19 protein-coding genes are annotated in these 26,031 nt (G+C 73.4%); 7 read left to right on the forward strand and 12 right to left on the reverse strand.

Annotated elements, in window-relative coordinates; genetic code table 11:
* Positions 1-180: 180 nt before the first annotated feature.
* A complete protein-coding gene (locus AB0F77_RS34390; protein ID WP_361955837.1) occupies positions 181-753 on the forward strand; it encodes a TetR family transcriptional regulator in 573 nt (190 codons plus the stop codon).
* Between the two features lie 39 nt (positions 754-792).
* Here the strand turns inward: AB0F77_RS34390 and AB0F77_RS34395 are convergent, their stop codons facing one another.
* Together AB0F77_RS34395 and AB0F77_RS34400 are read right to left on the reverse strand one after the other, a co-directional pair.
* Positions 793-1,227 carry a DUF2000 domain-containing protein gene (locus AB0F77_RS34395; RefSeq protein ID WP_361955839.1) on the reverse strand — a complete coding sequence of 145 codons (435 nt, stop codon included), beginning with the start codon at positions 1,225-1,227 and terminating at the stop codon, positions 793-795.
* Positions 1,224-2,912 carry a thiamine pyrophosphate-binding protein gene (locus AB0F77_RS34400; protein WP_361955841.1) on the reverse strand — a complete coding sequence of 563 codons (1,689 nt, stop codon included), beginning with the start codon at positions 2,910-2,912 and terminating at the stop codon, positions 1,224-1,226. Before AB0F77_RS34400 ends, AB0F77_RS34395 begins: the two co-directional genes overlap by 4 nt.
* Before the next feature lie 149 nt (positions 2,913-3,061).
* Between AB0F77_RS34400 and AB0F77_RS34405 the strand changes: the two genes are divergently transcribed.
* A complete protein-coding gene (locus AB0F77_RS34405) occupies positions 3,062-4,207 on the forward strand; it encodes a helix-turn-helix domain-containing protein (protein ID WP_361955843.1) in 1,146 nt (381 codons plus the stop codon).
* A gap of 16 nt (positions 4,208-4,223) precedes the next feature.
* Here AB0F77_RS34405 and AB0F77_RS34410 read toward each other — a convergent pair whose 3' ends face one another.
* The 6 genes from AB0F77_RS34410 to AB0F77_RS34435 form a co-directional block, all read right to left on the reverse strand.
* Positions 4,224-4,709, reverse strand: a complete 486-nt coding sequence (locus AB0F77_RS34410) for an SRPBCC family protein (protein WP_361955845.1) — start codon at positions 4,707-4,709, stop codon at positions 4,224-4,226.
* 145 nt (positions 4,710-4,854) lie between these two features.
* Positions 4,855-7,665 carry an AAA family ATPase gene (locus AB0F77_RS34415; protein WP_361955847.1) on the reverse strand — a complete coding sequence of 937 codons (2,811 nt, stop codon included), beginning with the start codon at positions 7,663-7,665 and terminating at the stop codon, positions 4,855-4,857.
* 268 nt (positions 7,666-7,933) lie between these two features.
* The gene (locus AB0F77_RS34420) at positions 7,934-9,601 is read right to left on the reverse strand and encodes an FUSC family protein (RefSeq protein WP_361955849.1); all 1,668 of its coding nucleotides are present in this window, start codon (positions 9,599-9,601) and stop codon (positions 7,934-7,936) included.
* 95 nt (positions 9,602-9,696) lie between these two features.
* Positions 9,697-11,181 carry an aldehyde dehydrogenase family protein gene (locus AB0F77_RS34425; protein WP_361955851.1) on the reverse strand — a complete coding sequence of 495 codons (1,485 nt, stop codon included), beginning with the start codon at positions 11,179-11,181 and terminating at the stop codon, positions 9,697-9,699.
* A 114-nt stretch (positions 11,182-11,295) separates the two neighbouring features.
* Positions 11,296-12,183: an SDR family oxidoreductase gene (locus AB0F77_RS34430; protein WP_361955853.1), complete on the reverse strand. Its 888-nt coding sequence runs from the start codon at positions 12,181-12,183 to the stop codon at positions 11,296-11,298.
* A gap of 108 nt (positions 12,184-12,291) precedes the next feature.
* Positions 12,292-13,302, reverse strand: a complete 1,011-nt coding sequence (locus AB0F77_RS34435) for an alcohol dehydrogenase catalytic domain-containing protein (RefSeq protein ID WP_361955855.1) — start codon at positions 13,300-13,302, stop codon at positions 12,292-12,294.
* A gap of 292 nt (positions 13,303-13,594) precedes the next feature.
* On the opposite strand from AB0F77_RS34435, the gene AB0F77_RS34440 reads away from it, so the two are divergent.
* The gene (locus AB0F77_RS34440; protein WP_361955857.1) at positions 13,595-15,811 is read left to right on the forward strand and encodes an FUSC family protein; all 2,217 of its coding nucleotides are present in this window, start codon (positions 13,595-13,597) and stop codon (positions 15,809-15,811) included.
* A gap of 25 nt (positions 15,812-15,836) precedes the next feature.
* Here AB0F77_RS34440 and AB0F77_RS34445 read toward each other — a convergent pair whose 3' ends face one another.
* The 4 genes from AB0F77_RS34445 to AB0F77_RS34460 all read right to left on the reverse strand — a co-directional run bounded on the left by AB0F77_RS34445 (position 15,837) and on the right by AB0F77_RS34460 (position 20,772).
* A complete protein-coding gene (locus AB0F77_RS34445; protein ID WP_361955859.1) occupies positions 15,837-18,035 on the reverse strand; it encodes a xanthine dehydrogenase family protein molybdopterin-binding subunit in 2,199 nt (732 codons plus the stop codon).
* A 1-nt stretch (position 18,036) separates the two neighbouring features.
* On the reverse strand, positions 18,037-19,017 hold the full coding sequence (locus tag AB0F77_RS34450; RefSeq protein WP_361955861.1) for an FAD binding domain-containing protein: 981 nt from the start codon (positions 19,015-19,017) through the stop codon (positions 18,037-18,039).
* Between the two features lies 1 nt (position 19,018).
* Entirely contained in the window at positions 19,019-19,507 is a 489-nt protein-coding gene (locus AB0F77_RS34455) for a (2Fe-2S)-binding protein (RefSeq protein WP_361955863.1), read from the reverse strand.
* A gap of 122 nt (positions 19,508-19,629) precedes the next feature.
* On the reverse strand, positions 19,630-20,772 hold the full coding sequence (locus tag AB0F77_RS34460) for an FAD-dependent oxidoreductase (RefSeq protein WP_361955865.1): 1,143 nt from the start codon (positions 20,770-20,772) through the stop codon (positions 19,630-19,632).
* An 822-nt stretch (positions 20,773-21,594) separates the two neighbouring features.
* Here AB0F77_RS34460 and AB0F77_RS34465 point away from each other — a divergent pair.
* From AB0F77_RS34465 to AB0F77_RS34480, 4 genes are all read left to right on the forward strand, one after another.
* Entirely contained in the window at positions 21,595-22,605 is a 1,011-nt protein-coding gene (locus tag AB0F77_RS34465; protein ID WP_361955867.1) for a LacI family DNA-binding transcriptional regulator, read from the forward strand.
* Positions 22,606-22,878: 273 nt separating this feature from the next.
* Positions 22,879-24,219: an ABC transporter substrate-binding protein gene (locus AB0F77_RS34470; protein ID WP_361955869.1), complete on the forward strand. Its 1,341-nt coding sequence runs from the start codon at positions 22,879-22,881 to the stop codon at positions 24,217-24,219.
* 7 nt (positions 24,220-24,226) lie between these two features.
* Entirely contained in the window at positions 24,227-25,174 is a 948-nt protein-coding gene (locus AB0F77_RS34475; protein WP_361955871.1) for a sugar ABC transporter permease, read from the forward strand.
* Positions 25,171-26,028, forward strand: a complete 858-nt coding sequence (locus AB0F77_RS34480) for a carbohydrate ABC transporter permease (protein ID WP_361955873.1) — start codon at positions 25,171-25,173, stop codon at positions 26,026-26,028. Before AB0F77_RS34475 ends, AB0F77_RS34480 begins: the two co-directional genes overlap by 4 nt.
* Positions 26,029-26,031: the final 3 nt, after the last annotated feature.

The raw sequence follows: 26,031 nt of genomic DNA on the forward strand, positions 1-26,031 counted from the left end.
CCTGCGGTTTGGCGCTCGTGTTGGGGTGGCCGGTGGTCCCCACTTTGGGGGGGTGGGGCGCCGGCCCCGGCCCCGTGGTCGGCTGCGCGACCCCCGCGCACCGGGGCGGCCCGGCCGTTCACGGGCGCCTCCCGGCCATGGGCTTTTCTCAAACCAGACGCTTGTCTTTAAACTGGCGCCATGGGTTACGACTCCTCCGCCACGCGTGCGCGTCTGATCGAGGCCGCCTACGCCGAATTCGTCGCGTACGGCCTCGCCGGAGCCCGCGTCGAGCGCATCGCCAAGAACGCCCCGGCCAACAAGCAGGCCATCTACGCCTACTTCGGGTCCAAGAACGAGCTCTTCGACACCGTCCTCGGCAACCGCCTGCGCATCCTCGCCGACGTCGTGCCCTTCACCGCCCACGACCTCCCCGCCTACACCGCCGCCCTCTTCGACGCCTTCATCGCCGACCCCGACCTGATCCGCCTCACCCACTGGAAGACCCTCGAGAAGCCCGAGGCCTCCGCCCAGGAGCTCCAGGCGCACCTGGAGAAGGCACAGGCCGTGGCGGACGCCTACGGCGCGGACCTGGAGACCGGGATGGACGCGCTGATGATCGCGCTGTCCGCCGCGCAGTCCTGGCTGGCCACCCCGCCGGCCATCCGCAATCCGGGCGAGGACGCCGAGGAGGCCCGGCTGAAGCGGCACCGCGCGGCGGTGATCGCCGCGGTCGAGGCGATGACGGACCGGCTGCTGCCGTCGGGCGGGTGACGGCGGCGGGGTCGCCGCCGTCCGGCGGGTGACAGGGCGTCAGCGCAGCAGGGGCAGGCTCCCGGTGAGGCTGTTCACCGCCTTGCGCGTACCGTGGACCGCGATGGCGGCGGGCTGGAGCTTCTCGGTGGGGGTGCCCGCGACCAGTGAGGTGAGTTCCTCGTAGCTGTTGGTGGTCTGTGCCACGGCGGGGAACTCGCACAGTCCCAGGCCGCGTTCGACGGCCCGCGCCGCGATCAGACGCAGTGCGTCCCGGTCGGCGCGCAGCACGGGCAGGCCCGTCGTGTAGGTGCCGGTGTGCGCGAGGCCGTCGGCGTCCGTGAGCGGGGCGCCGAGCAGATGCGGCATCGTCGCTCCGACGACGAGGCCGGCCACGGCGACGGCGTTCGCCAGGTGTCCCAGGGGAAGGTCCTGGTCGACGACGATGACGAGCCGTTCGACGGGCTCGGGTGCGGGTGCGGTCGCGTGGGTCATGCCTGTCCTCCGTTTCGGTTGCGCACGCTCTCGGCGAGCCGGTGCAGCAGTTCGGGTACGTCGTCCATGCCGGTGCGGGCCTGGACGAGGACCATGCGGTCGGTCGCCCGGCGGGCCCGGTCCAGGGCGTCGGTGAGTTCGGCGGGTGTGGTGGCCCGCAGGACGAGGGCGTCGGGTGCGCCGAGCGCGGCCGGGACGGCCTGCCAGTCCCAGGCGGCGATGTCGTTGTAGGGGGCGCGGGGGCCGTGGATGGCCCGTTCGACGGTGTAGCCGTCGTTGTCGACGAGGACGATGACCGGGGTGAGTCCCCGGCGGGCCAGGGTCCCGAGCTCCTGAATCGTCATCTGGGCCGAGCCGTCGCCGATGAGCAGCAGGCCGCGCCGTGCCGGGTCGGCGAGCTGGGCCCCGAGGAGGGCGGGCAGGGTGTAGCCGATCGATCCCCACAGGGGCTGGGCGATGAACGTCGCGCCGCCCGGCAGGCGCCGGGTGCACATGCCGAAGAACGAGGTGCCCTGTTCGGCGACGACCGTCGTGCCGGGTTCCGTCCAGGCGGCCAGGGTGTCCCACAGGTGTTCCTGGGTCAGGGGCGCGTCCGGCGCGGCGGGCACGGGCGCCTCGGGCCGGGGTGGGGCGAGTGGTGCCGGGGGTGTCCCGCCGGGCCGTCCCTCGACGAGTGCGGTGAGCACGTCGAGGGCGTCGGCCATCGGCAGCCGCTCGAAGGTCTTGCCGTCGACGCGCGCGGTGCGGGGGCCCACGTCGATCCCCGTCTCGGGGTCGAAGCCGTGGGTGAAGCCGCCGGTGGTGGTGTCGGCGAGGACGACGCCCACGCGGATCAGCAGGTCGGCCTCGTCCACGGCCCTGCGGGCCCGGGGTTCCACGAGCGCTCCCGAGTAGACCCCGGCGTATCCGGGGGTGTCCTCGCCGAGCACGGTCTTGCCCGACGACAGGGTGGACCAGGTCAGGCGGCCCGTCTCGATCAGCCGGGCGAGCGGGGCCCGGGAGTGGTGGCGGTGGGCGAGGAAGTCGGCGAGGACCGTGACGTCCCGTGCCCCGGCGAGGCGGGCGCGGGCCGCGTCCCGGAAGGCGGCCCGGCTCTCCTCGTCCGTCTCCGTACGCGGGTCCAGCGGCGCGGTGGGGGCCCCGACCCGTACGGCGGCCACGTCCGAGGGCAGCCGGAGGTACCCGGGCCGGCTCTCGCGCAGGGCGGTGGTCAGGACGCGGTCGATCTCGGCCGCCGCCGTGTCGGGCCGGAGCACGGCCGACGCACAGACGAGGGGTGCGTGGGCGCGGGCGAAGCGGTCGTAGTCCCCGTCGGCCGCCGTGTGGTGCACGACGGCTCCGGCGCGCTCGGCGCTCTGGGCGGGGCCGACTGTGACATGCACCAGGGGCACGCACTCCGCATAGCTTCCGGCGACGCCGTTCGCGGCGCTCAGCTCCCCCACGCCGAAGGTGGTCAGCAGGGCGCCGAACCCCCGTACCCGGGCGTAGCCGTCGGCCGCGTAGGCGGCGCCGAGCTCATTGGCGGTGCCGACCCAGTCGACGTCCGGGAAGTCCAACACGGTGTCCAGAAGTGCGAGGTTGTAGTCGCCGGGGACGCCGAAGAGGTGGTGCACGCCCAGGGCGGAGAGGCGTCGCAGGAGGTACTCGGCGACCGTGACGGTCGCGGGCGGGTCGTTCGCGCTCATGGCTCCAGCATCGTTTTCCGGCGCAGGCCGCCGCTACGGAGGGATCGGAGAAGCGGGGGCGGTGAAACTGTGGATTCCACAGGGCGGCCGTTAGCCTGGCCGAAAGGACCGGGAAAGCCGGGGGAAGCCCGGGGAAGGCGGGGACGCTCGTGGCGGCTCGGGAGTCGGTGGTGGAGCTGTGCCGTGCGGTGGCCGGTGACCTGGGGTCCCTGGTCCCGGCGATCGTCGACCGCATCCGCCGGGAGGTCCCCGGCTACGAGGTGGTGGACCGCGCCGAGCACGAGCAGGCGGTGACGCTCCAGTACGAGGGGCTGCTCACGGGGCTGATCACCCGGCGTCCGCCGTCCCCCGAGGCGAGCGAGCGGGCGCGGGAGCTGGGCCGGCGCCGGGCCCGGCAGGGGCTGGCCATGGAGTCGATGATGAGCGCGTACCACGTGGGCTACCGCGAGATGTGGAACACGCTGCTGGGCCGGGTCGGGCCCGGGGACCAGGCCATGCGGTCGGAGCTCGCGGGTCTGGTCGGCACGGTGTGGCTGTGGATCGAGCAGGCCGGCAGCGCGGCGGCCGACGCGTACGGGGAGACCGTGCGCGCGAAGGACGCGGCGCGGCTCGCCCTCACCCACCGCCTCCTGGGCGCGCTGGCGGCGGGCGGCCCGCTCACGGCGGAGCACACGCGGATGGCGCAGACCCTCGGCTTCGACCCGGCGGGCGCCTTCCAGGCGGTGTGCTCCCCTGCGGACGCCTGGCCGGACGAGGAGGTGACGGCGCTCAGGCAGACGCCGGACGCGCGCCGCGGCACGCTGCTGTGCGCGGTCCGCGACACCGTGCTCGTCGCCGTCCTCCAGGGCGCCCCGGCCGAGGACCTGGCCGAGGTGATGCGGCGGCTGGTGCCCGGGGCCGCCGTCGGGGTGGGGCTGGTCAGGGCGGGGCTCGCGGGGGCGAGCGTGAGCATCGTGGACGCGCTGGCGGTGCTGCCGGCCGCCGGTCCGGGTGAGGTGGCCGCCTTCGAGCGGGACTGGCTGATCGCGACGGTACGTCCGCAGGCGGACCGGCTCGCCGCGCTGCTCGGGCCGTGCCGCGAGGTCGCGCGGGCGCATCCGGACCTCGCCGACACGGTCCGCGCGTTCGCCGGGCACGGCTTCTCCCTCACCGGCACCGGCCGGGCCCTGCACGTCCACCCCAACACGGTCCGCTACCGGCTGGACCGCTGGCAGGAGCTGACGGGCCGGGACGTGCGCACCTGGGCCGGGCTGAGCGCCGGCATGATCGCGCTGGGTCTGCCGCTGCCGGAGTGAGCACGGGCGGGGCGCGTCAGCGGACCTCGGCGCACCGCTTCAGTTCGGCGAGCCAGCCGTACCGCAGGAAGTTCTCCCACTCGGGGTGGGCGTCGCGCATGGTCACGGCCATCGGGCCGCGGGCCGTCTGCTCACTGACGACGGTCGTCGCGTCCTGCCGTGGGCTGAAGGTCCACGCGTGGTAGAAGTGCAGGCCGGGGCCGAGGCCCGACCAGCCGAGGCGGGCGCCGGGCTGCCACTCGCCGATCAGGCACTCCAGCTCGATGCCGTAGAGCCGGAAGCGGAAGGACTCCTGCATGCCCAGGGGGGAGCCGGACAGGGTCGCCGGCCCGGCGTGCGTGACGCCGGGCACCCAGCGGGGCCATTGCGCGAGGTCGACGAGCCGCTCGAAGACCGCACCGGGCGGTGCCTTGACGGTGGTCCGTGCCCGGAAGTGGTAGTCGGCGTCGGTGGGTGTGAACCCGGCCGGCCAGTGGATGCTCAGGCCGTCGTCACCGCTCATCTGTCATCGTCTTTCCCTCACTGGACCGCGGCGCGTCGCACGCCCGGCCGCCGGTACGCCGGAGGCGGGGGCCGCTGCGTCCAGGATGGGACGGCACCGGAACCGGTGCATCAGTCATCTGACTGGAAGGACGGGCCCGCCCGGTTCAGCTCTCCGCCGTCCCGGCGTCGAGGGCGGCCAGGGCGTCGCGCAGCGCGGCCCGCGAGGTGATGCCCAGCTTCGGGAAGATCTGGTAGAGGTGCGAGCCGACGGTGCGGTGGGAGAGGAAGAGACGCTCGCCGATCTGCTTGTTGGTCAGGCCGGAGGCGGCCAGTGCGGCGATCTCCCGCTCCTGCGGCGTCAGTACGGCTGCCCGGCCGCCCTCCCCCGCCTCCCGGGGCAGGCTCTCGCCGGCCGCCCGCAGCTCGGTGGCGGCACGCTCCGCCCAGGGGGTCGCGCCCAGGCCCCTGAACACGGCGAGCGCGTTCGACAGCTGGGTGCGGGCCGCGCCCGTGCTGCGGGCCCGGCGCAGCTGCTCGCCGTACAGGAGCTGGACGCGGGCGTGCTCGAAGGGCCAGCGGCGCGCGTCGCTGTCGGCGAGCGCTGCCTCGTACAGCTCGGCGGCCTCGTGGTCCGCGGCCGTGAGCGCCCCGGCGGCCCGGACCAGCAGGCGCAGCCGGGGTGACAGGTCGGCCATGGCCGACGCCCGCAGGGCGGCGGAGTGCGCGCGGGCCTCGGCGGTACGGCCGGTGCGGACCGCGGACTCCACCAGGTCGAGCGCGCCCCACATGGCGTGCGGCACGAAGGCCGCCAGTTCACCGGGCGGGGTGACCAGGCAGGACTGCCGGTACGCCTCCTCGAAGTCGCCGCCGCCGAGGGCCGACAGCGCCCGCGCCTGGGCTCCCCACACGGCGGCGCCGTGGGCGCCGCGGGGCGCGGACCACTGGATGATCTGCTCGGTGAGCACCCGGTTGGTGTCGTTCTGGCCCCGGACCGCGGACAGGACGGCCTGGCAGTAACGGAAGTACCAGACGAAGAAGTTGTACTCCTGCTCCTCGCACAGCCGCAGCCCCTCGTCGGCGAGGGCGTCGGCCTCGTCCCAGCGGCCGGTGAAGAAGTGGTCGAGGCAGATGTGCATGAGGGCGCCGAGGTGCCGGCGCACGGGGCTCTCGCCGCGGCGGCCCTGCCGCACCACGCGCCAGGACGCCTCGCGGACGTCGGCGAGACGGTCCGGGTAGACGGAGGCGGTGCCGATGCGGATGATGCGGGTGGGGTCGGTCTCCTCGGGCAGCCGGCTCAGCACGGCGTCGAGCCGTGCGAGTCCGTCGGCGCCGGTGCGGGCCGCGTCGCCGAAGGTGCGCGAGACCACCCACAGCAGTTCGGGCGCGGCGTCGCCGAGCCGGTCCAGGGCGGCGAGCAGGGGCGTCCAGAGTTCGGCGCGTCCGCCGTACCAGCACAGCAGCAGGAGGGTGTGCAGGGCCTCGGCGAGCGCGAACTCCTCGGTGGCGTCGGCCACGGAGGGGTGGGCCTCGACGGCGCCGGCGAGCAGGCTGTGCGCGGTGTCGACGTCGCCGTCGGTGTTGATGAGCAGATGGGCGGTGGCGGCGGCCGCGAGCAGGGAGCCGCGCAGCGCCGGGTCGGCTCTTCGGGCGCTGTCCAGGAGGGCGGAGGCGTTGCGCAGTTCGCCGCCGGCGTCGGCGCCGATGTAGGCGGCCTCGGCCAAGCGGCGGCTCTTGTCCTGGGCGAGCGGGCTGAGGCGGGCCGCACGGGTCAGGGCGGCGACGGCTCCGGTGGCGTCGCCCTTGGCGAGGTTGCGCTGGGCGGCGGCCTCCAGGAGCTTGGCGACCTCCTCGTCCGGGAGGGCGGCGGCCTCGCCGAGGTGCCAGGCGCGGCGCTCCGGGTGGGCGGTGAGGGTCTCGGCCAACGCCCGGTGCGCGTCGCGGCGTTCGCCCGTGGTCGCGCTCTCGACGACGGCCGAGGCGAGCAGCGGGTGGGTGAAGGTGAGCCGGTGGGAGGCGAGGTCGATCGCCACGACGCGGGCGCGTTCGGCGGGTGCCAGGTCGTCGATGTAGGGGGCGCCGAGGGCCGCCTCCTCGATGACGGACAGGTCGCCCGTGCCGTCGAGGGCGGCGAGCATCAGCACTTCGCGGCAGCGCGGGGGCAGTTCGGCGACGCGCTCGGCGAACAGTGCCGTGAGGCGTTCGTTGAGCGGGAGGATCACCGGCATGGCGGTCTCGGCCTGCCGCTGGGGCTCGGAGAGCGTGGCCGGCAGTTCCACGAGGGCGAGGGGGTTGCCGTGGGACTCGGCGACGATGCGGCGCCGCACGCCGGGGGCGAGGCCCGGGTGGCACGCCTGGAGCAGTTCGTGGGCCGGGGCGTCGGCGAGGGGCCGGAGGACGAACTCGGGCAGTCCGCCGCGTTCGAAGTAGCCGTCGGTGTGGGCGCGGGCGGCGGCGAGGAAGCCGATGCGGCTGCCGATGAGCCGGCGGGCGACGAAGGCGAGGACGACGGCGGTGGAGCGATCGAGCCAGGGCACGTCGTCGACGACGAGCAGCACGGGAGCCGCCTGGGCGACCTGGCGCAGCAGGAGCAGGGTGGCCGTCGAGACGAGCAGCCGCTCGGGGGCGGGGCCGCTGCCGATGCCGATGGCGACGCGGAGGGCGTCGCGGTGGGCCTCGTTGAGGGAGTCGAGGTGGTCGAGCAGGGGCACGAGGAGCTGGTTGAGGCCGGAGTAGCTGATGTCCGCCTCGAACTGGGCGCCCGCCACGCGCAGTACGGTGCTGCCGCGCTCCCGTGCCTCGCCGGCCACGGCGTCGAGGAGGGCGGACTTCCCGATGCCGGCGTCACCGGTGACGACGAGGGCGCCGCCCTGGACGGAGGCGTTGGTGAAGAACCGCCGGACGAAGTCCAGTTCCTCCCCGCGGCCGACCAGGAGCCGGGCGGAGTCCAGCGGCGGAGGTGCGGGGAAATCGTCCATGCGGCCGGCCTCTTCTCCATGCGGCATTACCAACAGCGGATGCCCGCATACCCGCCCATGCGGTCACATTCCAGCCGCGGAGGGGCCCGGTCGACGCCGAGACGTTGTGTGCGGCACTGCTCCGTGGCCGGCGACGGCCACAGTGTTCATCACGCGGGACTTCTTCTCGACGGCGTCATCCAGGCGTGTTTCAGCCTAAACGGCCTGATCTGCGCCAGGCAAGCCCGTCACCGTCTCGTGATCACCGCTCCCGGCCGCCGGGCGTGGGTCATGGGTGCCGGACCGGGCGCGCGGCGAGGACATGGTGCACCGCGGTCACCAGATCCGCCAAGTCGGGGTCGGCAGGAGTGCGTTCCAGCGCGGTGAGGTGCGCGCGGGCGGTCCCGGGGTCGGCGGCGGCCCCGGTGGCGGCGGCGAGGGCGCGCAGGGTGGTGACGTACGAGCGTGCGCTCGGCGGGGGCGGGCCGGTGCGGTGTGCCGCCTCCCCGGCCAGGGCCGTCGTGTGCCGGACCAGGTCGTCCAGTACGGCGATGGCCTCGCGCACGGCGCCGCGCTCCCCCGCGGTGCGTTCGGCGACGAGGCCGAGGTGGCTCTGCGCCCGTGCGAGGGCGCCCGTGGCCGCGGGCCTCCCGGGTCGCGGCTCCAGGACGTCGGCGGTGGCCGTGAGGACGGCCGTGACCGCCCGGAGCCGCTGGTCCACCGCCCAGCGCGCGGTCACGAGCTGTCCGGCGAGGAGGGCGCCCGCGCAGCCGACGAGGGTCTGGAGCAGGCGCTCACCGGTCAGCGCCCAGGGGGCGGGCGGCACCGGGGACACGAGGACGGCGAGCAGGATCGCCATGGGGGTCACGAAGAGCATCGCGAGGGCGTAGTTGCGGGCGACGACGCACTCGGTGAGCAGGGCCAGCAGGGCGAGCAGCAGCACGGTCGCGGTGTGTCCGGGGCTCAGGGCCAGGACGGCGCCGGCCAGGAGGCATCCGGCGAGGGTACCCGCGCCGCGCAGCAGGGCCCGGTCGCGGACGCCGGCCGCGTGGTTGCCGCCGGCCAGCACACCGCCCGCCGCGGCCATGGCCCAGAACGGATGCGGCGCCCCCACCAGCACCGAGAGCCCTCCGCCGGCCCCCACCCCGACCGCGGTGCGCACCCCGGCCCACGCGAGCACACCCCCACGCACCGACCACCTCGCCCATCGGAGGAACGGGGCCCGGCTCGCGAGGGGCGGTCCCGGCGCCACGGCGGGCACGGCGGCGGCCCCCGCGCCGCTCGGCGACGGGCCCGCCGAGTGCCGGGGCGACGGGGGGCGGTCCTGTGCCGGGGTCGGGGGAAGGGCGGCGGTGGGCGGGCTCCCGCCCCGGTCCCCGGGGAGTGCCGGGTGCGGGTCCCCGGAGCGGTCGTGCGGGGGCCGGGACTCCGGGTGGGGTGGTGCCGGGTGGAGTGCGGCGTGGAGGCGGGACGTCGTCCAGATCAGGGTGGTGGCCAGGAGGCCGGTCGCGGTGATCGCGGCGGCCGCCGGCCAGGGGTTGCCCGGGGGGAGGCCGGTGGCGACGGCGCCGACCAGGATCGGCATGACGATGCCCGGTGGCCTGGCCCCGAGCGCCCCGCAGGCCACGGTGACGACGGCGGCCCACAGCGCGGTCACGAGGACGGCGGGCCAGGGCCGGCCCTGTGCCGTGGAGCAGACGAGGAACCCGGTGGCGAGGGCGAGCGTCGCCGTGGCCGCGGCCCTCGCGTCCCGGCCGGGCGCGCCGGGGCGGCCGTAGAGGGCGGCGAGCGAGCCGAGGCTGCCGAGTGCGCCCAGCGCGGGCCGCTGCGCGGCGGCGCCGGCGAACAGGGGCAATGCGGTGCAGACGGCGGCGATCGTGGCCGTGCGGTAGCGCTGCGGCGCGGGCCGGACGCGGACGAGCCGGGTCAGGAGGCGGTCGGGCGGGGCGGTGGTCATGTCGGGGCTCCTCGGTTCCCGGCGGGCCGGTGCGGTGTGCTCGTGGCAGCGGCCCGCCGGTCGCTCCGGCGGGCCGCTGCCAGGGGGGCGAACGGTCAGACGGGGTACGGGGTGTGACGGTCCGTCACGGTGACCCAGCGGGTCTCGGTGAAGAACTCCGCGCCCCATTCGCTGCCGAAGTGCCCGTAGCCGCTGTTCTTGACGCCGCCGACCGGCGCCTGCGGCTCGTCGGCCACGGACTGGTCGTTGACGTGGGCGGCCCCGTGCCGCAGCCGGCGCGCGACGTCGAGCCCGGTGGTGGCGTTCTCGGTGAACACGGCGCTGGAGAGGCCGTACTCGGTGTCGTTGGCGAGGTCGACCGCCTCGTCCACGGTGTCGACGCGGAAGACCGTGGCGACCGGTCCGAAGACCTCCTCGTGGTAGATCCGCATGTCGGGCGTGACCTTGTCGAGCACGGTGGCCGGGTAGAACGCGCCGTCGGCGGGCCCGCCCCCGATCAGCGCCTCGGCGCCCTTCGCCACCGCGTCGGCCACCAGTGCGGCGACCCGCTCGGCCGCCCGGGTGTTGACGAGCGGTCCGACGAGGGTGCCGGGCCGGTCCGGGTCGCCCTGGCCGAGGGCGGCCACCTTGCGGACGAAGGCGTCGACGAAGGAGTCCGCGATGCCGTTCTGCACGATCACCCGGTCCACGCACATGCAGATCTGGCCGGAGTTCATGAACTTGGCGAGGGTGACGCCCGAGGCGGCGTACTCCGGGTCGGCGTCGTCGAGGACCAGGATCGGGTTCTTGCCGCCGAGTTCGAGGATGGCGGGCTTGAGGTGCTCGCCCGCGAGCCGGCCCACGATGCGGCCGACGGGCGTCGAGCCGGTGAAGTTGACCCGGCGGACCCGCTCGTCGGCGATCAGCGCCTCGACGACGACCGGGGCGTCGGCCCGGTCGTTGGTGACGACGTTGACGACACCGGCGGGCGCACCGGCGTCGGCGAGCACGTCCGCGAGGAAGTAGCCGCTGGTGACCGGGGCGTCCTCGCTGGGCCTGATGACCACGGGGTTGCCGGTCGCGAGGGCGACCGCGACGGCGCGGGCGCACAGGATGAGCGGGCCGTTCCAGGGGACGAAGGCGGCGACCACACCGGCCGGGGAGCGCACGGCCATCGACCACTCGCCGGGCACGTCGCTCGCGAGCAGGGCCCCGGTGGGGCGGGTGGCCATGGTCGCGGCCTGGCGCAGGAGCTCGGCGGACATCCGGATGTTGAAGGCCGCCCATGTCCGGGTGCCCGCGGTCTCCCGGAGCATGATCTGGGTGAACGCGTCCGCGCGTTCCTCCAGGAGGTCGGCCGCCTTCTCCAGGACGGCCCGGCGGGCGGAGGGCGCGGTGGCCGACCAGCCGGGGAACGCGGCGTGGGCCGCGGCCACCGCCCGCTCCACGTCCTCGGGTCCGGCGGCGGGCACGGTGAGGAGGACCTCGCCGGTCACCGGGTCGGCGTCGTCCGTCGTGCGCCCGGAGGCCGCGGGGGTCTCCACGCCCCCGATGAGCAGGCCGCGGGTACGGACGGGCCGCTCGACTGTCTGGTCGATCATCGTGTGCTCCTTGTCTCGTGCTGCGCTGGGGAGGGTGGGGGGTGGTGGCGGTGCGGATGGCGGGGTGTGCCGGTGCGGGTGAAAAACGGGTGTCAGTCGGGTGGAGGACGGGTGTCAGTGCGGGTGGAGGACGTCCTCCAGGCCGACGCGGGTCAGGAACTCGCGGCGGATGCGGTCGGCGACCTCGCTGACCTCCTCCGCGCCGTCGTTCGCCGGGTCGACGTGGACGCGGAACGGCCGTGCGCCGTGCGGGGTGTCGACGACCGCCACGACGGCGTCGGCGACCTGGGCGACGTCGGCGTCGGCCGGGGCGAGCGCGGCGAGCCGCTTGGCGACCTGGTCCACGAGGCCGGGGTAGCGCTCCTCGTACGCGGCGACGGTCCGCCCGTCGGCGGGGTGGCCGCCGGTCGCGAAGTGGTTGGTGCCGGTGGTGAAGGAGCCGGGCACGACGATGGTCGTCTCGATGTCGAACCGGGCCAGCTCCGCGGCGTAGCTCACCGCGAGGGAGTCCATGGCGGCCTTGGCCGCGAAGTAGGGGGCGAGGTAGGGCGGGGTGCCGCCGCGGGTGCTGGTGGAGCCGATCCACAGCAGCAGGGCCCCGCCCTGGGCGCGCAGCCGCGGCAGGGCGGCGCGGTTGACGCGCTGGGTGCCGAGGACGTTCGTGTCGTAGACGGCGGCGATCTCCTCGGGGGTGAACGCCTCGGTCGGGCCGGTGACCATGTGGCCGGCGTTGTGCATGAGGACGTCGAGCCGGCCCTGTTCGGCGAACACGGTCTCGATCGCCGCGTCGGCGGACTCCTGGGAGAGGACGTCGAGTTCGACGGTGCGCAGGTCGGCGTGGTGCTCGGCGGCCCAGCGCGCGGCCTCGGCGACGCGCTCGGCGTTGCGGCCCCGGGTGTCGCGCATGGCGGCGTAGACGGTGTGGCCGGCCTCGGCGAGGGCGCGGGCGCTCAGCGCGCCGAACCCGGATCCGGCACCGGTGATGAGGACGGTCCTGCTCATGGGAGATCTCCTGTTCGTGGGTGTTTGCTCTGCTGTTTCTGCTGCTGTTTCTGCTGGTGTCTTCGCTGGTTCTTGCCGGGGCGGGGTCGGGTCGGGGCCGGGCCGTCGTCAGACGAAGGAGATGACCGAGCGGCCGGCGGCGCGGCCCGCGCCCAGGGCGTCGAGGGCGGCCGGGGCCTGGTCGAGGCGGATCGGGGTGACGTCGGGGAGGATGCCGTGGGACGCGGAGAAGGCGAGGGCGTCGCGCAGGTCGTGCGGCGAGCCGGACGGCGAGGCCATCACGTGCAGCCGGTTGAGCACCATCTGCTGGATCGGGAGGGTGAGCGCGTCGGGGCCGTAGCCGCAGAAGACGAGCGTGCCGTCGGGGGCGAGACCGCCGAGGGCGGCGGCTCCGGCGGCGGTGGAGGGGGCGGCGTTGAGGACGATGTCGGCGCCGCCCTCCCACTGCTTCAGCGCCTGCGCGGGGTCGCGGTCGGCGGAGGCGACGAACAGTTCGGCGCCCAGTGCCTTGGCGGCGTCCTCGCCGTGTGCGGAGCGGCCGACGACGGCGACCCGGGCGCCCATGGCGACGGCGTAGCGGATCGCGAGGGCGCCGATGCCCCCGGTGCCGACGACCGCGACCCGGGAGCCGGCCGTGACACCGCCCTGGCGCAGCCCGTTGAACGCGGTCAGGCCGGCGCACATCAGCGGGGCCGCGGCCACCGGGTCGAGCGCGGCGGGCAGTTCGGTGACGTAGCCGGCCCTCAGCAGGACGTACTCGGCGTAGCCGCCGTCCGCGACGACTCCGGTGACCCGCTTGGCGGCGCACAGGATCTGCTCGCCGCGCACGCAGTGATCGCAGTGGCCGCAGGAGTCGTAGAGGAACTGGCCGCCGACGGTGGCTCCGACGGCCGGGGAGGTCACACCGGGTCCGACGGCCTCGACGACACCGGTGATCTCGTGTCCGGGGACGACGGGGAACCGGGCGAAGGGGTAGTGGCCGCGGACCAGGTTCAGGTCCGAGAAGCAGACGCCGCAGGCGGTCACGCGGACGAGTACGTCGCCGAAGCCGGGCTCGGGGATGTCCTTCTCGGTCAGGGTCAGCGGTGCGTCGACCGCGGTGGCGAGGGCGGAAAGCATGGGTGGTCCTCGGTTTCTCGTGTCCGACGGCCTCGGGAGGGGCCGTGTCCGATGCCGAGGAGTCTGTTCGGCTGGAACGCGCGTGTGATGCGTCAAACGACTGCGCCGACGGCTGGGCCCGGACGGCCGTGCGGGCGCGGGCGGGGGCCGGTCCGCCGGGTGACGGGGCGGCCGACCCGTCACGTGACTGGAAACAACCGGATGGTTGTTATGGTGTATGTGACCTGCGCCACGGAAGGTCGCGATAATCGAGGAGCGGCGCGCCCGTCGACGTGAGGCAGGAGGTGGGAGGGTGAACTGGCTGCGCGAGCACGACCCGCAGTTCGCGGCCACCCGTCGCGCCGCGCGCACCGCGCTGGTGATGCCCTCGCTGTTCGCGCTGTGCGTCGAGGTGATCGGGTCGCCCACGATGGCGACCTTCGCCGCGTTCGGCTCGTTCTCGATGCTGCTGCTCACGGACTTCTCCGGCCCCCTCACCCAGCGCCTGCGGGCGCAACTGGGCCTGACGGTCGCCTGGTTGGTGCTGATCTGCCTCGGCACCCTCGCGGCGCAGCGGGCGTGGCTGGCGATCACCGGCATGGTCGTCGTCGGCTTCCTGGTGCTGTTCGCGGGTGTGGTCAGCTCCGTCCTCGCGGGGGTGTCCACCCCGCTGCTGCTGGCGTTCGTCCTGCCGCTGACCGTGCCCGTGCCGCTGTCGGAGCTGCCCGCCCGGCTCGCCGGGGCCGGGCTCGCCGCGGCGGTCGCGCTCCCGGCCGTCACCCTGCTGTGGCCCCGGCCGCCGGACGACGCCCTGGCGGCACCCGCGGCCCGCGCCTGCCGGGCCCTGGCCGCCCAGCTGCGCGACGACGTCGCGGGCGCGGACCCCGGACGGCGCAAGGCTTCGGAGGCCGCCGCGGACGAGGCGCTGGCCGCGCTGCGCGGCACCTTCGACGCCACGCCGTACCGGCCGGCGGGGCTGTCCATCAGCTCGCGCGCCCTGGTGCGGCTGATCGACGAGCTCACCTGGCTGCACGGCATCGTGCGCGACGACGGCGCCCGGACGATCGCGACGGCCGACGACAGCCCGGAGACCGGGGCCCGCCGGTGCACCGCGGCCCTGCTGGAGCGGGCGGCCGGGCTGCTCGACGCCCCGCGCGGCTCGCCCGAGGCGTTCCGGGAGGCCGTGGCCGACCTGCGCAAGGCGATGGAGGCCCTGGACGGCTGGGCCACGGACGGGCTGCCCGCGCTGCCGGAGCCGTCCGGGAACGGCTCGGCGCCGACCTTCATCGAGCGGTGGGAGTCGACGTTCCGCGCCCACGAGCTGTGCTTCGCCACCCTGCAGATCGCCCACAACGTCGGCCTCATGGCCGCGGCCGAGCGGCGCAGCTGGCCCGAGCGCCTCCTCGGGCACGACCCCGCCGTCTTCCAGGCGCCCCTGCGCGCCGCCCTCGAACGCGCCGCCTCCCATGTGCGGCCGCAGTCGGTGTGGCTGCACAACAGCGTCCGCGGCGCCCTCGGTCTCGGTCTCGCGGTCGCCGTGATCCGGGTCGTGGACGTGCAGCACTCCTTCTGGGTGCTGCTGGGCATCCTGTCGGTCCTCAGCTCCAGCGCGGTCGCGACGGGGCAGCGGGCGCTGCGGGCGCTGGGCGGGACCGCCGCCGGGGCGCTGGTGGGCGCCGGGCTGCTCGAACTCGTCGGCGGCCACGGCGGGGTGCTGTGGGTGCTGCTGCCGCTCGCCGTCCTGGCCGCCGGGATCGCGACCCCGATCTCGTTCGCGGTGGGCCAGGCGGCGTTCGCGGTGACGCTGGTCGTGCTGTTCAACGTGGGCCGCGACCCCAGCTGGCAGGTCGCCCTGCTGCGGGTGGAGGACATCGCGATCGGCTGCGGGGTGAGCCTGCTCGCGGGGCTGATCTTCTGGCCCCGGGGCGCCGCCGCCGCGGTGGACCGGGCGCTCGCGGAGGCGTACGCGGACGCCGCCCGCTATCTGGACCAGACGCTGTCGTACGCGCTGCACCGCTGCGGGCTCGACAAGGAGCCGCCCCCGATCCAGGACAGCCGGGAGGCGGCCGCGGCCGCGCGCAGGCTCGACGACGCGTTCCGCAGTTACCTCTCCGAGCGCGGCACCAAGACGGTCCCCCTTGCCGACATGACGACCCTGGTCACGGGGGTCGCGGCGGTACGGCTCGCGGCGGACTCGGTGGTCGGCCTGTGGCGGCACGCGGGGCCCCGGCCGCCCGGCGCCGCGGAGACCGAGGCGCTGCTCGGGGTGCGGTCGGCGGCGAGGCGGATCTCCGGCTGGTACGAGTCCCTGGCCGGCAGCCTGCGCGACGACGGCTCTCCCCCGACGCCGCAGGGCCCCCACGCCGAGGTGGAGGCCCTGCTCGTACGGCTGCTGCGGCACGGGCCGAAGGACCGCCACGGACAGGCGGTCACCACGGCGGTCCGGATCGTGTGGACGGCCGACTACCTGAAGGCGACCCGCCGGCTCCAGCCGGGGCTGGCCGGCGCCCTGGAGTCCAGGGGCGGCTGACCCCGGCCGGAGGCGTCCCCGGTGGTCACAGCCGGGGATCGATCAGCTTGTCCGGGGTGATGGGCAGGTCGCGCACCCGGCGGCCGGTGGCGTCGAAGACAGCGTTGGCAACGGCCGCGGCGATGCCGGTGGCGGAGAGCTCGCCGACGCCCTTGGCGCCGAGGGGGCCCGCGTGGGGGTCGAACTCGTCGACGAAGGAGATGTCGACGCGGGGCGGGATGTCGGCGTTGACCGGGAGGGCGACCCCGGCGAGGTCACGGGCGAGCCAGTGGCCGGTGCGGGGTTCGAGGTGACTGGCCTCCATGGCGGCCATGCCCCAGCCCCAGACGAGACCGCCGATCATCTGGGAGCGGGCGGTGCGTTCGTTGACGACGGCGCCGACGCTGTAGACGCCGGTGGCACGGCGCAGCCGCAGGAGTCCGAGGTCGGGGTCGACGCCGACCTCGACGAACATGACGCCGAAGGTGCGGGAGGAGACGCCGGGCGCGCCCGCGTCGGCAAAGACGCCGCCGGGCAGGACCATCTCGCCGCTGCCGGCGATCTCCTCGTGTCCGCCCGGGCGCATGATCTCGGCGAACGTCCGGGTCTCGGCGCCCCACCGCAGGGCGCCGTGCTCCGCGCGCACCTCGTCGGCGGGCCACGAGAGGATGTCGGCGAGCCGGCGCAGGACGTCCTTGGCGGCGGCGTGGACGGCGGTGCCCATGGCGAGGGTGGTGCCGGAGCCGTAGGTGGGGCCCGCGTAGGGCAGGTCGGTGTCGCCGGAGCGCCCGGTGACGGCGGTGATGTCCAGGCCGAGGATCTCGGCGGCGATCTGGGGGAAGACCGTGGTGGAGCCGGCGCCGATGTCGGTGTAGCCGGCCTCGACGCTCGCGGTGCCGTCGGCGCGCAGCCGCACCCTGGCCTTCGAGGTGAAGCGGAACTGTCCCTGGGTGCAGTCGGCCATGCCGCAGCCGATGAGCCAGTGGCCGTCCCGGGTGCCGCCCCGGGGCCTGTCCCACCAGCCGAACCGCCGGGCGCCCTCCTCGTACGCCTCCTTGAGCTTCTTCGAGGACCACGGGGTGCCGTCCGCCGGGTTGGTGTCGGCGTGGTTGGTCAGGCGCAGGGTCAGCGGGTCGACGTGGAGGGTGTGGGCGAGTTCGTCCATCGCGGCGCCCAGCGCCCAGGTGCCCGGCCCGTCGATGGGCGAGCGCATGAACGAGGACAGGTTCACGTTGCCGCGGCGTACGCGCTGGCTGGTGGAGATGTGCGGGGAGGCGTACAGCGACTTGGCGGGCACGGTGGCGAACTCGACGTAGTCGTCGGTGAGCGCGGTGACGTTGTCGGCCTCGTGCACGATCGCGTCGAGCCGTCCGTCCTCGTCGGCGCCCAGGGAGAGGCGGTGTTCGATACGGGGCTGGTAGCCGACGACGCTGTACATGTCGGCGCGGCTGAGGACCAGCTTCACCGGTCGGCCCACCGCCCGGGCCGCCTGGGCGGCGATGATCTCGTGGGGCCAGACGAACGCCTTGGTGCCGAAGCCGCCCCCGGTGTGCGGGGCGATCACCCGGACGTGCTCGGCGTCGAGGCCGAAGACGGCGGCGAGGGTGTCCTGGACGGCGTACACGTGCTGGACGGAGTCGTGGACCGTCAGCCGTCCGTCGTGCCACTCGGCGACGATCGCGCTGGGCTCCATGGGATTGCCGTGCCGGGACGGCTGGGTGTAGGTGCCGCCGGCCCGTACGGGTGCCGCGGCCAGGGCCCGGGCGGCGTCGCCCTTGCGGAACTCCAGCGCGTCGAGCATGCCGTAGCCGCTCTCCGGCGACGGGGGGACGGCGACGGCGGTGTCCGGGTGGACGTACGGCGCCTGCTCGTACGCCACCTCCACCAGGGCCGCGGCCGCCTCCGCCGCCTCCAGGGTCTCGGCCAGGACCAGGGCGACCGGCTGGCCGCCGTAGTGGACGGCGTCGGACTGCAGGGGCAGGAAGCGGGTGGCCAGGGGCGGGCTCGGCAGCGCGGCGAACGCCTCGTGGACCGGGGGGAGGTCGCCTGCGGTCAGGACCCGGTGCACACCCGGCTCGGCCAGGGCCGCTCCGGTGTCGAGGCCGGTCACCCGGCCGGCGGGGACGGCGGCGCCCACGAAGACGCCGTGGAGCCCGCCGGGAACGTGGTGGTCGGCGGCGTACATGGCGCCGCCGGTGACCTTGGCGGGACCGTCCTGCCGCAGCGCGGCTCGGGTGCGGGGCATCTCACGCCTCCAGGGCCAGGTCGAGGGCGCGCAGGGCCGCGTTGCGCGCGAGCGGGATCTTGTAGGCGTTCGAGGACAGCGGGCGGCTCTCGCGGAACCCTGCCGTGACCGCGTCCCGCACCTCGGGGCTGCCCGGGCGCAGGCCCACGAGGGCGTTCTCCGCGTCGTACAGCCGCCACGGCCGCAGGGCCACCGAGCCCAGGGCCAGCCGGGCCCGGACGATCAGCCCGTCCGCCACCTCGACCGCGGCGGCGGCCGACACCAGGGCGAACTCGTAGCTCTGCCGCTCGCGGACCTTGACGTACGCCGACCGGGGCGCCGGTGCGCCCAGTTCGATCGCGGTGATCAGCTCACCCGGGCGCAGGACGTTGTGCGCGCCCGGGTCCTCGCCGGGCAGGGTGTGGAACGCGGTCGCCGGGATGCGGCGCCCGCCGTCCTCGTGCCGGGTGACGATCACCGCGTCCAGGCAGGCCAGCGCCACGGCCGGGTCGGAGGGCTGGGTGGCGACGCAGTCCTCCGTCCAGCCGAACACGGCGAGGCGTTCGTTCACGCCGTGCAGGGCGGCGCAGCCCGAGCCGGGCACCCGCTTGTTGCAGGCCACCGGTCCGGTCGAGCGGAAGTAGGGGCAGCGGGTGCGCTGCACCGGGTTCCCGCCGATGGTGGCCAGGTTCCGCAGCTGCGCGGACGCGGCCTTGAGGATCGACTGCGACAGCACCGGGTACGCCGACACGACGGCGGGGTGCTGCGCCACGTCGTTGAGCCGCGCCAGCGCACCGATCCGTACGCCGTCGCCGTCGAGGGGGCCGATGTCCGCGAGCCCGGGGAGCCGTCCTATGTCGACCAGCCGGGCCGGCTCCTCGATGCCGATGCGCGCCCAGTTCAGCAGTTCCGTGCCGCCCGCGAGGAACAGGGTGTCCGGGTCGCGCCCGGACTCCAGCGCCTCGGGGACGGACTCGGCTCTCACATAACCGAAGGACCGCATGTCACACCTCCTCCCCCGCGGCCGCCGCCACCGCGGCGGCGATCTGCGGGTAGGCCGAGCAGCGGCAGATGTTCCCGCTCATCCACTCGCGGATCTCGTCGTCCGAGCCGGTGTGGCCCTCGCGGATGCACCCCACGGCCGACATGATCTGCCCCGGGGTGCAGAACCCGCACTGGAAGGCGTCCGCCTCGATGAACGCCCGCTGGACCGGATGCAGCCCGTCCGCGCGGGCCAGGCCCTCGACCGTGGTGACCTCGGCGCCCTCGGCGCTCACGGCGAGGACCATGCAGGCGTTGACCCGGCGCCCGTCGAGGAGCACGGTGCACGCGCCGCACTCGCCGCGGTTGCATCCCTTCTTGGTGCCCGTCAGCCGCAGGCGCTCCCGCAGCAGGTCCAGGAGCGTGGTGCGCACATCGCACGCGACCTCGGTCTTCGTACCGTTGACCTGGAGGGTCACCGTCGTCTCGGGGGTCAGGCTGTCATCCGGCATCACAACGCTCCTGGGGGACGGCCCGGCGGTCCTCGGAGGTACCGCCGACTGTCGTCCCAGCCTCGGCCGGAGTGTCGGCCGAGGGATCCGTCAAGTGACTGGGATGCCCGACTGCCGCACCCTCAGGCGTACAGCTTCTGGAGCTCCTCCTCGCCCTGCGGCTCGTTGAGCAGCTCGTTCACGAAGGGCACGGCGAGGGTCCTGCTCTTGATCGAGTCGGTCACGCGGTGTCCGAACACCGCCACGCCGTGTCCGCGCACCGGCAGGAGGGTCGCTCCCGCCCCCGGCCCGAACGGGACCGAGAAGACCCGCAGCGGCGCCGGGCGGTAGGGCCGGGGCTGCGAGCCGTGCTTGGCGGTGCGGTCCAGGAACGCGCGCATGTTGTGGCACGCGGCGTCGGCCTGGGCCAGCGCGGACGGGGACAGCTTGGCCTCCGAGACGTCGTTGACGTCGCCGACGGCGAAGATGTCGGGGTGGCCGTGCACCCGCAGGTGCGGGTCGACGCGGACGTGCCCGGCGGAGTTGAGCCAGTCGCCGTGTCCGGCGAGCCGCAGCCACAGCGTGTTGGGCGTGGTGCCGGTCGTCCAGAAGACCAGTTCGGCGCTGAACGGCCTGCCCGCCTGGTCGATCAGGCGGCTCGGGCCGCCGCCCCCGGAGGAGATGGCGGTGTTGAGGTGCACCCGCACATCGTGGTTCTCCAGCCAGGCCAGCGCCCGTCGGCCCAGGCGGCGGTTGCGCGCGCTGGAGAGCAGATAGGGGCCGGAGTGGGCCAGGGTGATCCGGGTCGAGGGCTGCGTCCGGCGCAGCTCGGAGGCGAGTTCGACGCCCGAGGGGCCGCCGCCGACCACCAGGATGTCCGCGGCGCGCGCCGCACGCTGCTGATGGCCGCGGAAGGCCTCGGTGGCCTCGTGGACCGTGACGCCGGAGTAGCGCGCGGGCTCCTGGTAGTCGGCCCCGGTGGCGATCGCCAGGACGTCGTACGGCAGTGAGCGCCCGCCGCGCAGTTCCACCAGGCGTTCGGCGGTGTTGATGCCGATGGCCTTGTCCTGGAGGACCGTGCCGTGGGTGAGCAGCCTGCGGTACGAGAAGATGGGGGCGTTGGTCCACGCGGGGTCGACGCTCGCGCGCAGCGACGCCACACGGTGGAAGAACGCGGCTTTCCCGTCGACCATCGTGACGTCCGCGAATTCGTCCATGTCACGCGCCATTTTGACCCCGGCGTATCCTCCGCCGATTATCACGACCCTGCGCCTGTTGGTGTCCATTGTCGTTCCTCCCGTTGATGGTTGCGCAATTCTGCGCGCCCGCCGCCCGGCATCCCCCACCGGGGTCACTGCACGGGCGCGCTGGACTTCATGTAGGAACAACGGTGCGGAGGGTCGAAGTTGTTCAACCGATTTCGTTGCGGAGCGAGGAAGGGCTCCGGCTCCCGGCACGACGGGGCAGGTCACGGCCGGGAGACCGGCCGTAGCTCGGATCCGGATCCCGAGTGACGGCGATCACTTCCGCGGGGGCGGTCATATGACGGATGTCCGTGCGCGCGGCCCCTTCCGGAATGAGGAGCGGCGCGCCGCACGGCCCACCGCATTCCGGCACGGAGAAACCTCCGCCCGGAATGCGCGACCACGGGGTCCCGGGAGCGGGGCATTCGTGCCGCAATTGCGCTCCATTCGGCACCCCGACCGCTCGCCGAGCGGGGGCACGACAACGCCGGGCACGCCAATGACGAACGGTCGTGCCGACATCCGCGACCCCGGCCGTGAGCGGGGTCCGGCGTCGTAACGACATGGTGTCCCGAGAAATTCCGCCCGGAAGTGAACCCCGGACGGCATCCGCTCCGTGTACCTGCTGAAGGATCCGCTGGAGAGCGGCCGGAGGTCAGGTGGGCCCGGCGTACCACGCCGGGCCCACCGAACATATGACGGCCCTCCACCCACCCGGGGAACGATCCGAAGCCGCCCCGGCACACCACCCCGGGGTCCGTCCGCCTCCTGAAGCGGGCCGATCTCGCGTCGATGTACTCCGCACAGGCATACTCGGGCCCTGCGGACACGTCGGCGTCCGCGCGAAGACGTGGGAGGTGGGCGATGGTCTCGTCGTCGGTGCCGGGCACGGAGCCCCGTAAGGTGACGATCCATGACGTCGCCCGGTCGGCCGGGGTGTCCCGGCAGACCGTGTCGCGGGCGCTGAACGACAAGGGTGAGATCGACCGCACCACCAAGCAGCGGGTCCTCGACGCGGCCCGTGCCCTCGGGTACCGGCCGAGCCGGTTCGCGCGCGGCCTGGTCCGGCAGGACACCACCACCATCGGTCTGGTCATCCCCGATCTGCTCAACCCCTTCTTCACCGAGGTCGCCGCGGCCGCGCTGGAGGCCGCCCGCAGCCGGGGCTGGCACGTCGTGGTGTACGACACCGCGGACCGCGCGGAGGAGGAGCTGGGCACCCTCCAGGTGATCAGCTCGCAGGTGGACGCGGTCGTGGGCTACTTCAGCTGCGCCGAGGACGAGCTGGAGCTCTTCACCCGGGGCATGCCGGTCGTCCTCATAGGGCGTGAGCACCACACCGCGCGCTTCAGCTCCATCCGGATCGACGGCGAGGAGGGGGTGCACGCCGCGGTCGCGCACCTGGTCGCCGCGGGCCACACGCACATCGGCATGCTCGACCACTCCGGCCGGGCCGAGCCGAGCATCCGGCGCGACTGGTTCACCACCGCCGCGGTGTCGCACGGGATCGACCCGGACCGGGTGGTCGGCGCGGAGCAGTCGGCCGACGGCGGCGGCGCGGCGCTGCGAACCCTGCTGGACGCCCACCCCGAGGTCACCGGACTGCTGACCTTCAACGACATCATCGCGATCGGCGCCCTGCGCGAGGCCCGCCGGCTCGGCCGGGCGGTCCCGCAGGACCTCGCGGTCATCGGCTTCGACGGCCTGCAGCTGGGCGCGCTCGTCGAGCCCCCGCTGTCCAGCGTCGCCCTCGACACCCGGCGCCTCGGCGCCCTCGCCATCGACCAGGTCGCCCGGCTGCTCACCGGGGTCGATCCGCTCGACGCGGACGACCTGGTGGTGCGGGCCCAGCTGCGGCTCAGCGGCTCCGCGTAACCTGCCCGACTTGTGTGTGACGCGAACTCTTGACACTCGCCCACGCCCGAGCGCAAACTTCCGAACACTTCACAACGTTGCCCGTGAGCGCTCACGTGAACGTTCACGGGAACGCTCACGGCACCGAAGTACGTAGTTGCGAGTTCCGTCACGGCGCCAGGTGCTTGACCGACACCGTGGCGTCGTGTCCCTTCCAACCAGAAGGCTTCTCGCCTGAGGTGTCAACGTCGACCCGGCCGGCCCGTGCGCCGGCCGTTCTCTGGATCGGAAATTATGAGCAACACAGTCACGCGCATCCGCCTCGTCGCCGCCGTCGCCGCCGCGACGGCCGGCATCACCGTTCTCGCCGGATGCTCGTCCTCCGGGCCGTCGGACAAGGCCGACGCGGGCTCCTGCACGCCCGCCAAGGGCAAGGTCACCCTCCAGTACTGGAACACCGTTCCGGGCATGGACCAGGTCGTCGCCCTGTGGAACAAGAAGAACCCGAACATCCAGGTGCAGACGAAGAACATCTCCAACGACCAGTACGGCACCCTGGGCAACGCCCTCAAGGCGGGCAAGGCTCCCGAGCTCTCCCAGGTCGGTTACGACCAGCTGCCCAGCCTGCGCACCCAGAACGCCTTCGTCGACGCCTCGGCCTGCAAGGAGGCCACGGCCGCCAAGTCGAAGTTCGTGCCCTGGACCTGGTCGCAGACGAGCTTCGGAGACACCGGTGTCTTCGCCCTCCCCCAGGACACCGGCCCGATGGCGCTCTACGTGCGCAGCGACATCTTCAAGAAGCACAACATCGCCATCCCGAAGACGTGGGACGAGTACGAGGCCGCCGCCGAGAAGCTGCACAAGGCCGACCCCAAGGTCACCATCACGTTCTTCGACCCGAACAACGCCGAGTGGTTCAACGGTCTGCTGTGGCAGAACGCCGCCAAGATGTACTCCTACTCCGGCGACAAGTGGCACGTCTCCGTCGAGTCCGACCAGAGCAAGCAGGTCGCGGACTACTGGCAGAAGATGATCTCCGACAAGCTCGTGCGCACCGACCTGGCCAACGGCTCGACGCAGATGTACGCGGCGTACCAGAAGGACCAGATCGCCAGCTACGTCGGCGCCGCCTGGGGCTACAGCATGTTCCGCGACAACCTGCCCAAGCAGGCCGGCAAGTGGTCGATCGTGCCGATGCCCACGTGGGGCACGAACGGCGCCTCCGGCGACTGGGGCGGCTCGACCGTCGCGTTCATGAAGGGCAACAAGCACCTCTACGAGTCGGTCAAGTTCAACACCTGGCTGAACAGCGACCCCGAGGCGCTGGCCATGGAGAACAAGCTGGGCGGCCTCTACCCGGCGGCCAACGCGGGCCTGGAACTGCCCGCGCTGTCTGAGGGCGTGCCGTACTACAACAACGAGAAGATCTTCGACGTCTTCGCCCAGTCGTCCAAGGACATCGACACCAGCTTCGCCTGGGGCCCCACGCAGAAGACCGTGAACCTGGCCCTCCAGGACGCGATGGCCAAGGCGGCGGCCGGCGACGGCACGCTGACCGACGCCCTCTCGGCGGCCCAGGCCTCCGCGCTGAAGTCGATGAAGGACCAGGCGATCCCGGCGACGGCGGGCAAGTGACCCGAGCATGACTGACATCGCAACCCGCGCGAACCGCGTGGTGGCGTCTCCCCGAGGCCGCCGCCGTCTCAACGGCGGCGGCCCCCGGGCGGGCACGGTCATCGCGTTCCTGACCCCGTTCTTCCTCCCGTTCGTGCTGTTCTACCTGGTCCCGGTCGCGTACGCGCTGTGGCAGAGCTTCCGTGTGGTGCGCCGCAGCGGCGGCCAGTACGGAACCTCGTACACGACCTTCGGCGGCTTCGAGCAGTACGGGCAGGTGTTCCAGAACCACGAGTTCTGGTCCAGCATCGGCCGCATCGGGCTGTTCGGCATCGTGCAGGTCCCGGTCATGCTGTTCGTGGCGCTGGTCATCGCGCTGCTGCTCGACACCCCCCTGCTGAAGTTCAAGGCGTTCTTCCGTATCACCGCGTTCATGCCGTACGCCGTGCCCGGTGTGATCGCCGCGATCATGTGGTCGTACCTGTACTCGCCGCAGCTCAGCCCGGTCGTCGACATCCTCCAGGGCGTCGGACTGCACCCGGACTTCCTCGGCCCGGACGCCGTGCTGTGGTCGGCGGCGAACGTGTCGACCTGGCTGTGGACCGGTTACAACATGCTGATCATGTACTCGTCGCTCCAGTCGATCCCGCAGGAGCTGTACGAGGCCGCGAAGATCGACGGGGCGAGCAACTGGAGCATCGCCTGGCGCATCAAGGTCCCGATCATCGCGCCGTCCATCGTCCTCACCACGGTGTTCTCGATCATCGGCACGCTCCAGCTCTACGCCGAGCCGGCCGTGCTGCGGCAGATCTCCTCGAACATCTCCAGCACGTTCACCCCGAACATGCTGGCCTACGCGGTGGCCTCCGGGAACAACTACCAGCAGGCCGCGGCGATCTCCGTCGTGATCGCCGTCATCACCTTCGTCCTGAGCTTCGGATTCATGCGACTGACCTCGCGGAGGGCCGGACTGTGAGCAACCGATCCGTCACCCGCGAGAGCGTCGTCAGCCGCACCGTCGTCATGGCGCTGATGCTCCTCCTCACGATCTACTTCCTGCTGCCGATCTACTTCCTGATCGTCGCGGCGACCAAGCCCCAGGGCGACCTCGCCGCCACCAACGGCCTCGCGTTCTCGCACTTCAACCTGTTCGACAACCTCGACACCCTGTTCACCCGCAGCGACGGCGTCTTCGTGCGCTGGGCCCTGAACACCGTCATCTACGCGGTGCTGGGCGCGGCCGTCGGCACCCTGGTGTCCGCACTGTGCGGCTACGCGCTCGCCAAATTCCAGTTCCGGGGCCGTGAGTTCCTGTTCTCCGTCATCCTCGGCGGCGTCCTCGTGCCCACCACGGCGCTCGCGCTGCCGCTGTTCCTGCTGTTCTCGGCGACCGGCATCGTCAACACCTACCTCGCGGTGTTCCTGCCGAGCATCGTCAGCCCCTTCGGTGTGTACCTCGCGCGCATCTTCACCAACGCCGCGGTCCCGCAGGAGCTGATCGAGTCGGCGCGGCTGGACGGCGCGGGCGAGTTCCGCACGTTCTTCTCGGTCGCGTTCAAGCTGATGACACCGGCGCTGGTGACCATCTTCCTGTTCCAGTTCGTGGCGATCTGGAACAACTTCTTCCTGCCGATGGTGATGCTCCAGAAGGAGTCGCTGTTCCCGATCACGCTCGGCCTGTACCAGTGGAACGGGCAGACCGCCCGCGCCCCGCTGCTGCAGGAGTCCGTGATCACCGGCTCCCTGGTCTCCATCGTCCCCGTGATCATCGTGTTCATCCTGCTCCAGCGGTTCTGGCGCACCGGCCTCGCCGCCGGTTCCCTCAAGTGACCG

Origin of the sequence: Streptomyces sp. NPDC026672 (genome assembly GCF_040638185.1) — a bacterium.
In the GTDB taxonomy this organism is placed as follows: domain Bacteria; phylum Actinomycetota; class Actinomycetes; order Streptomycetales; family Streptomycetaceae; genus Streptomyces.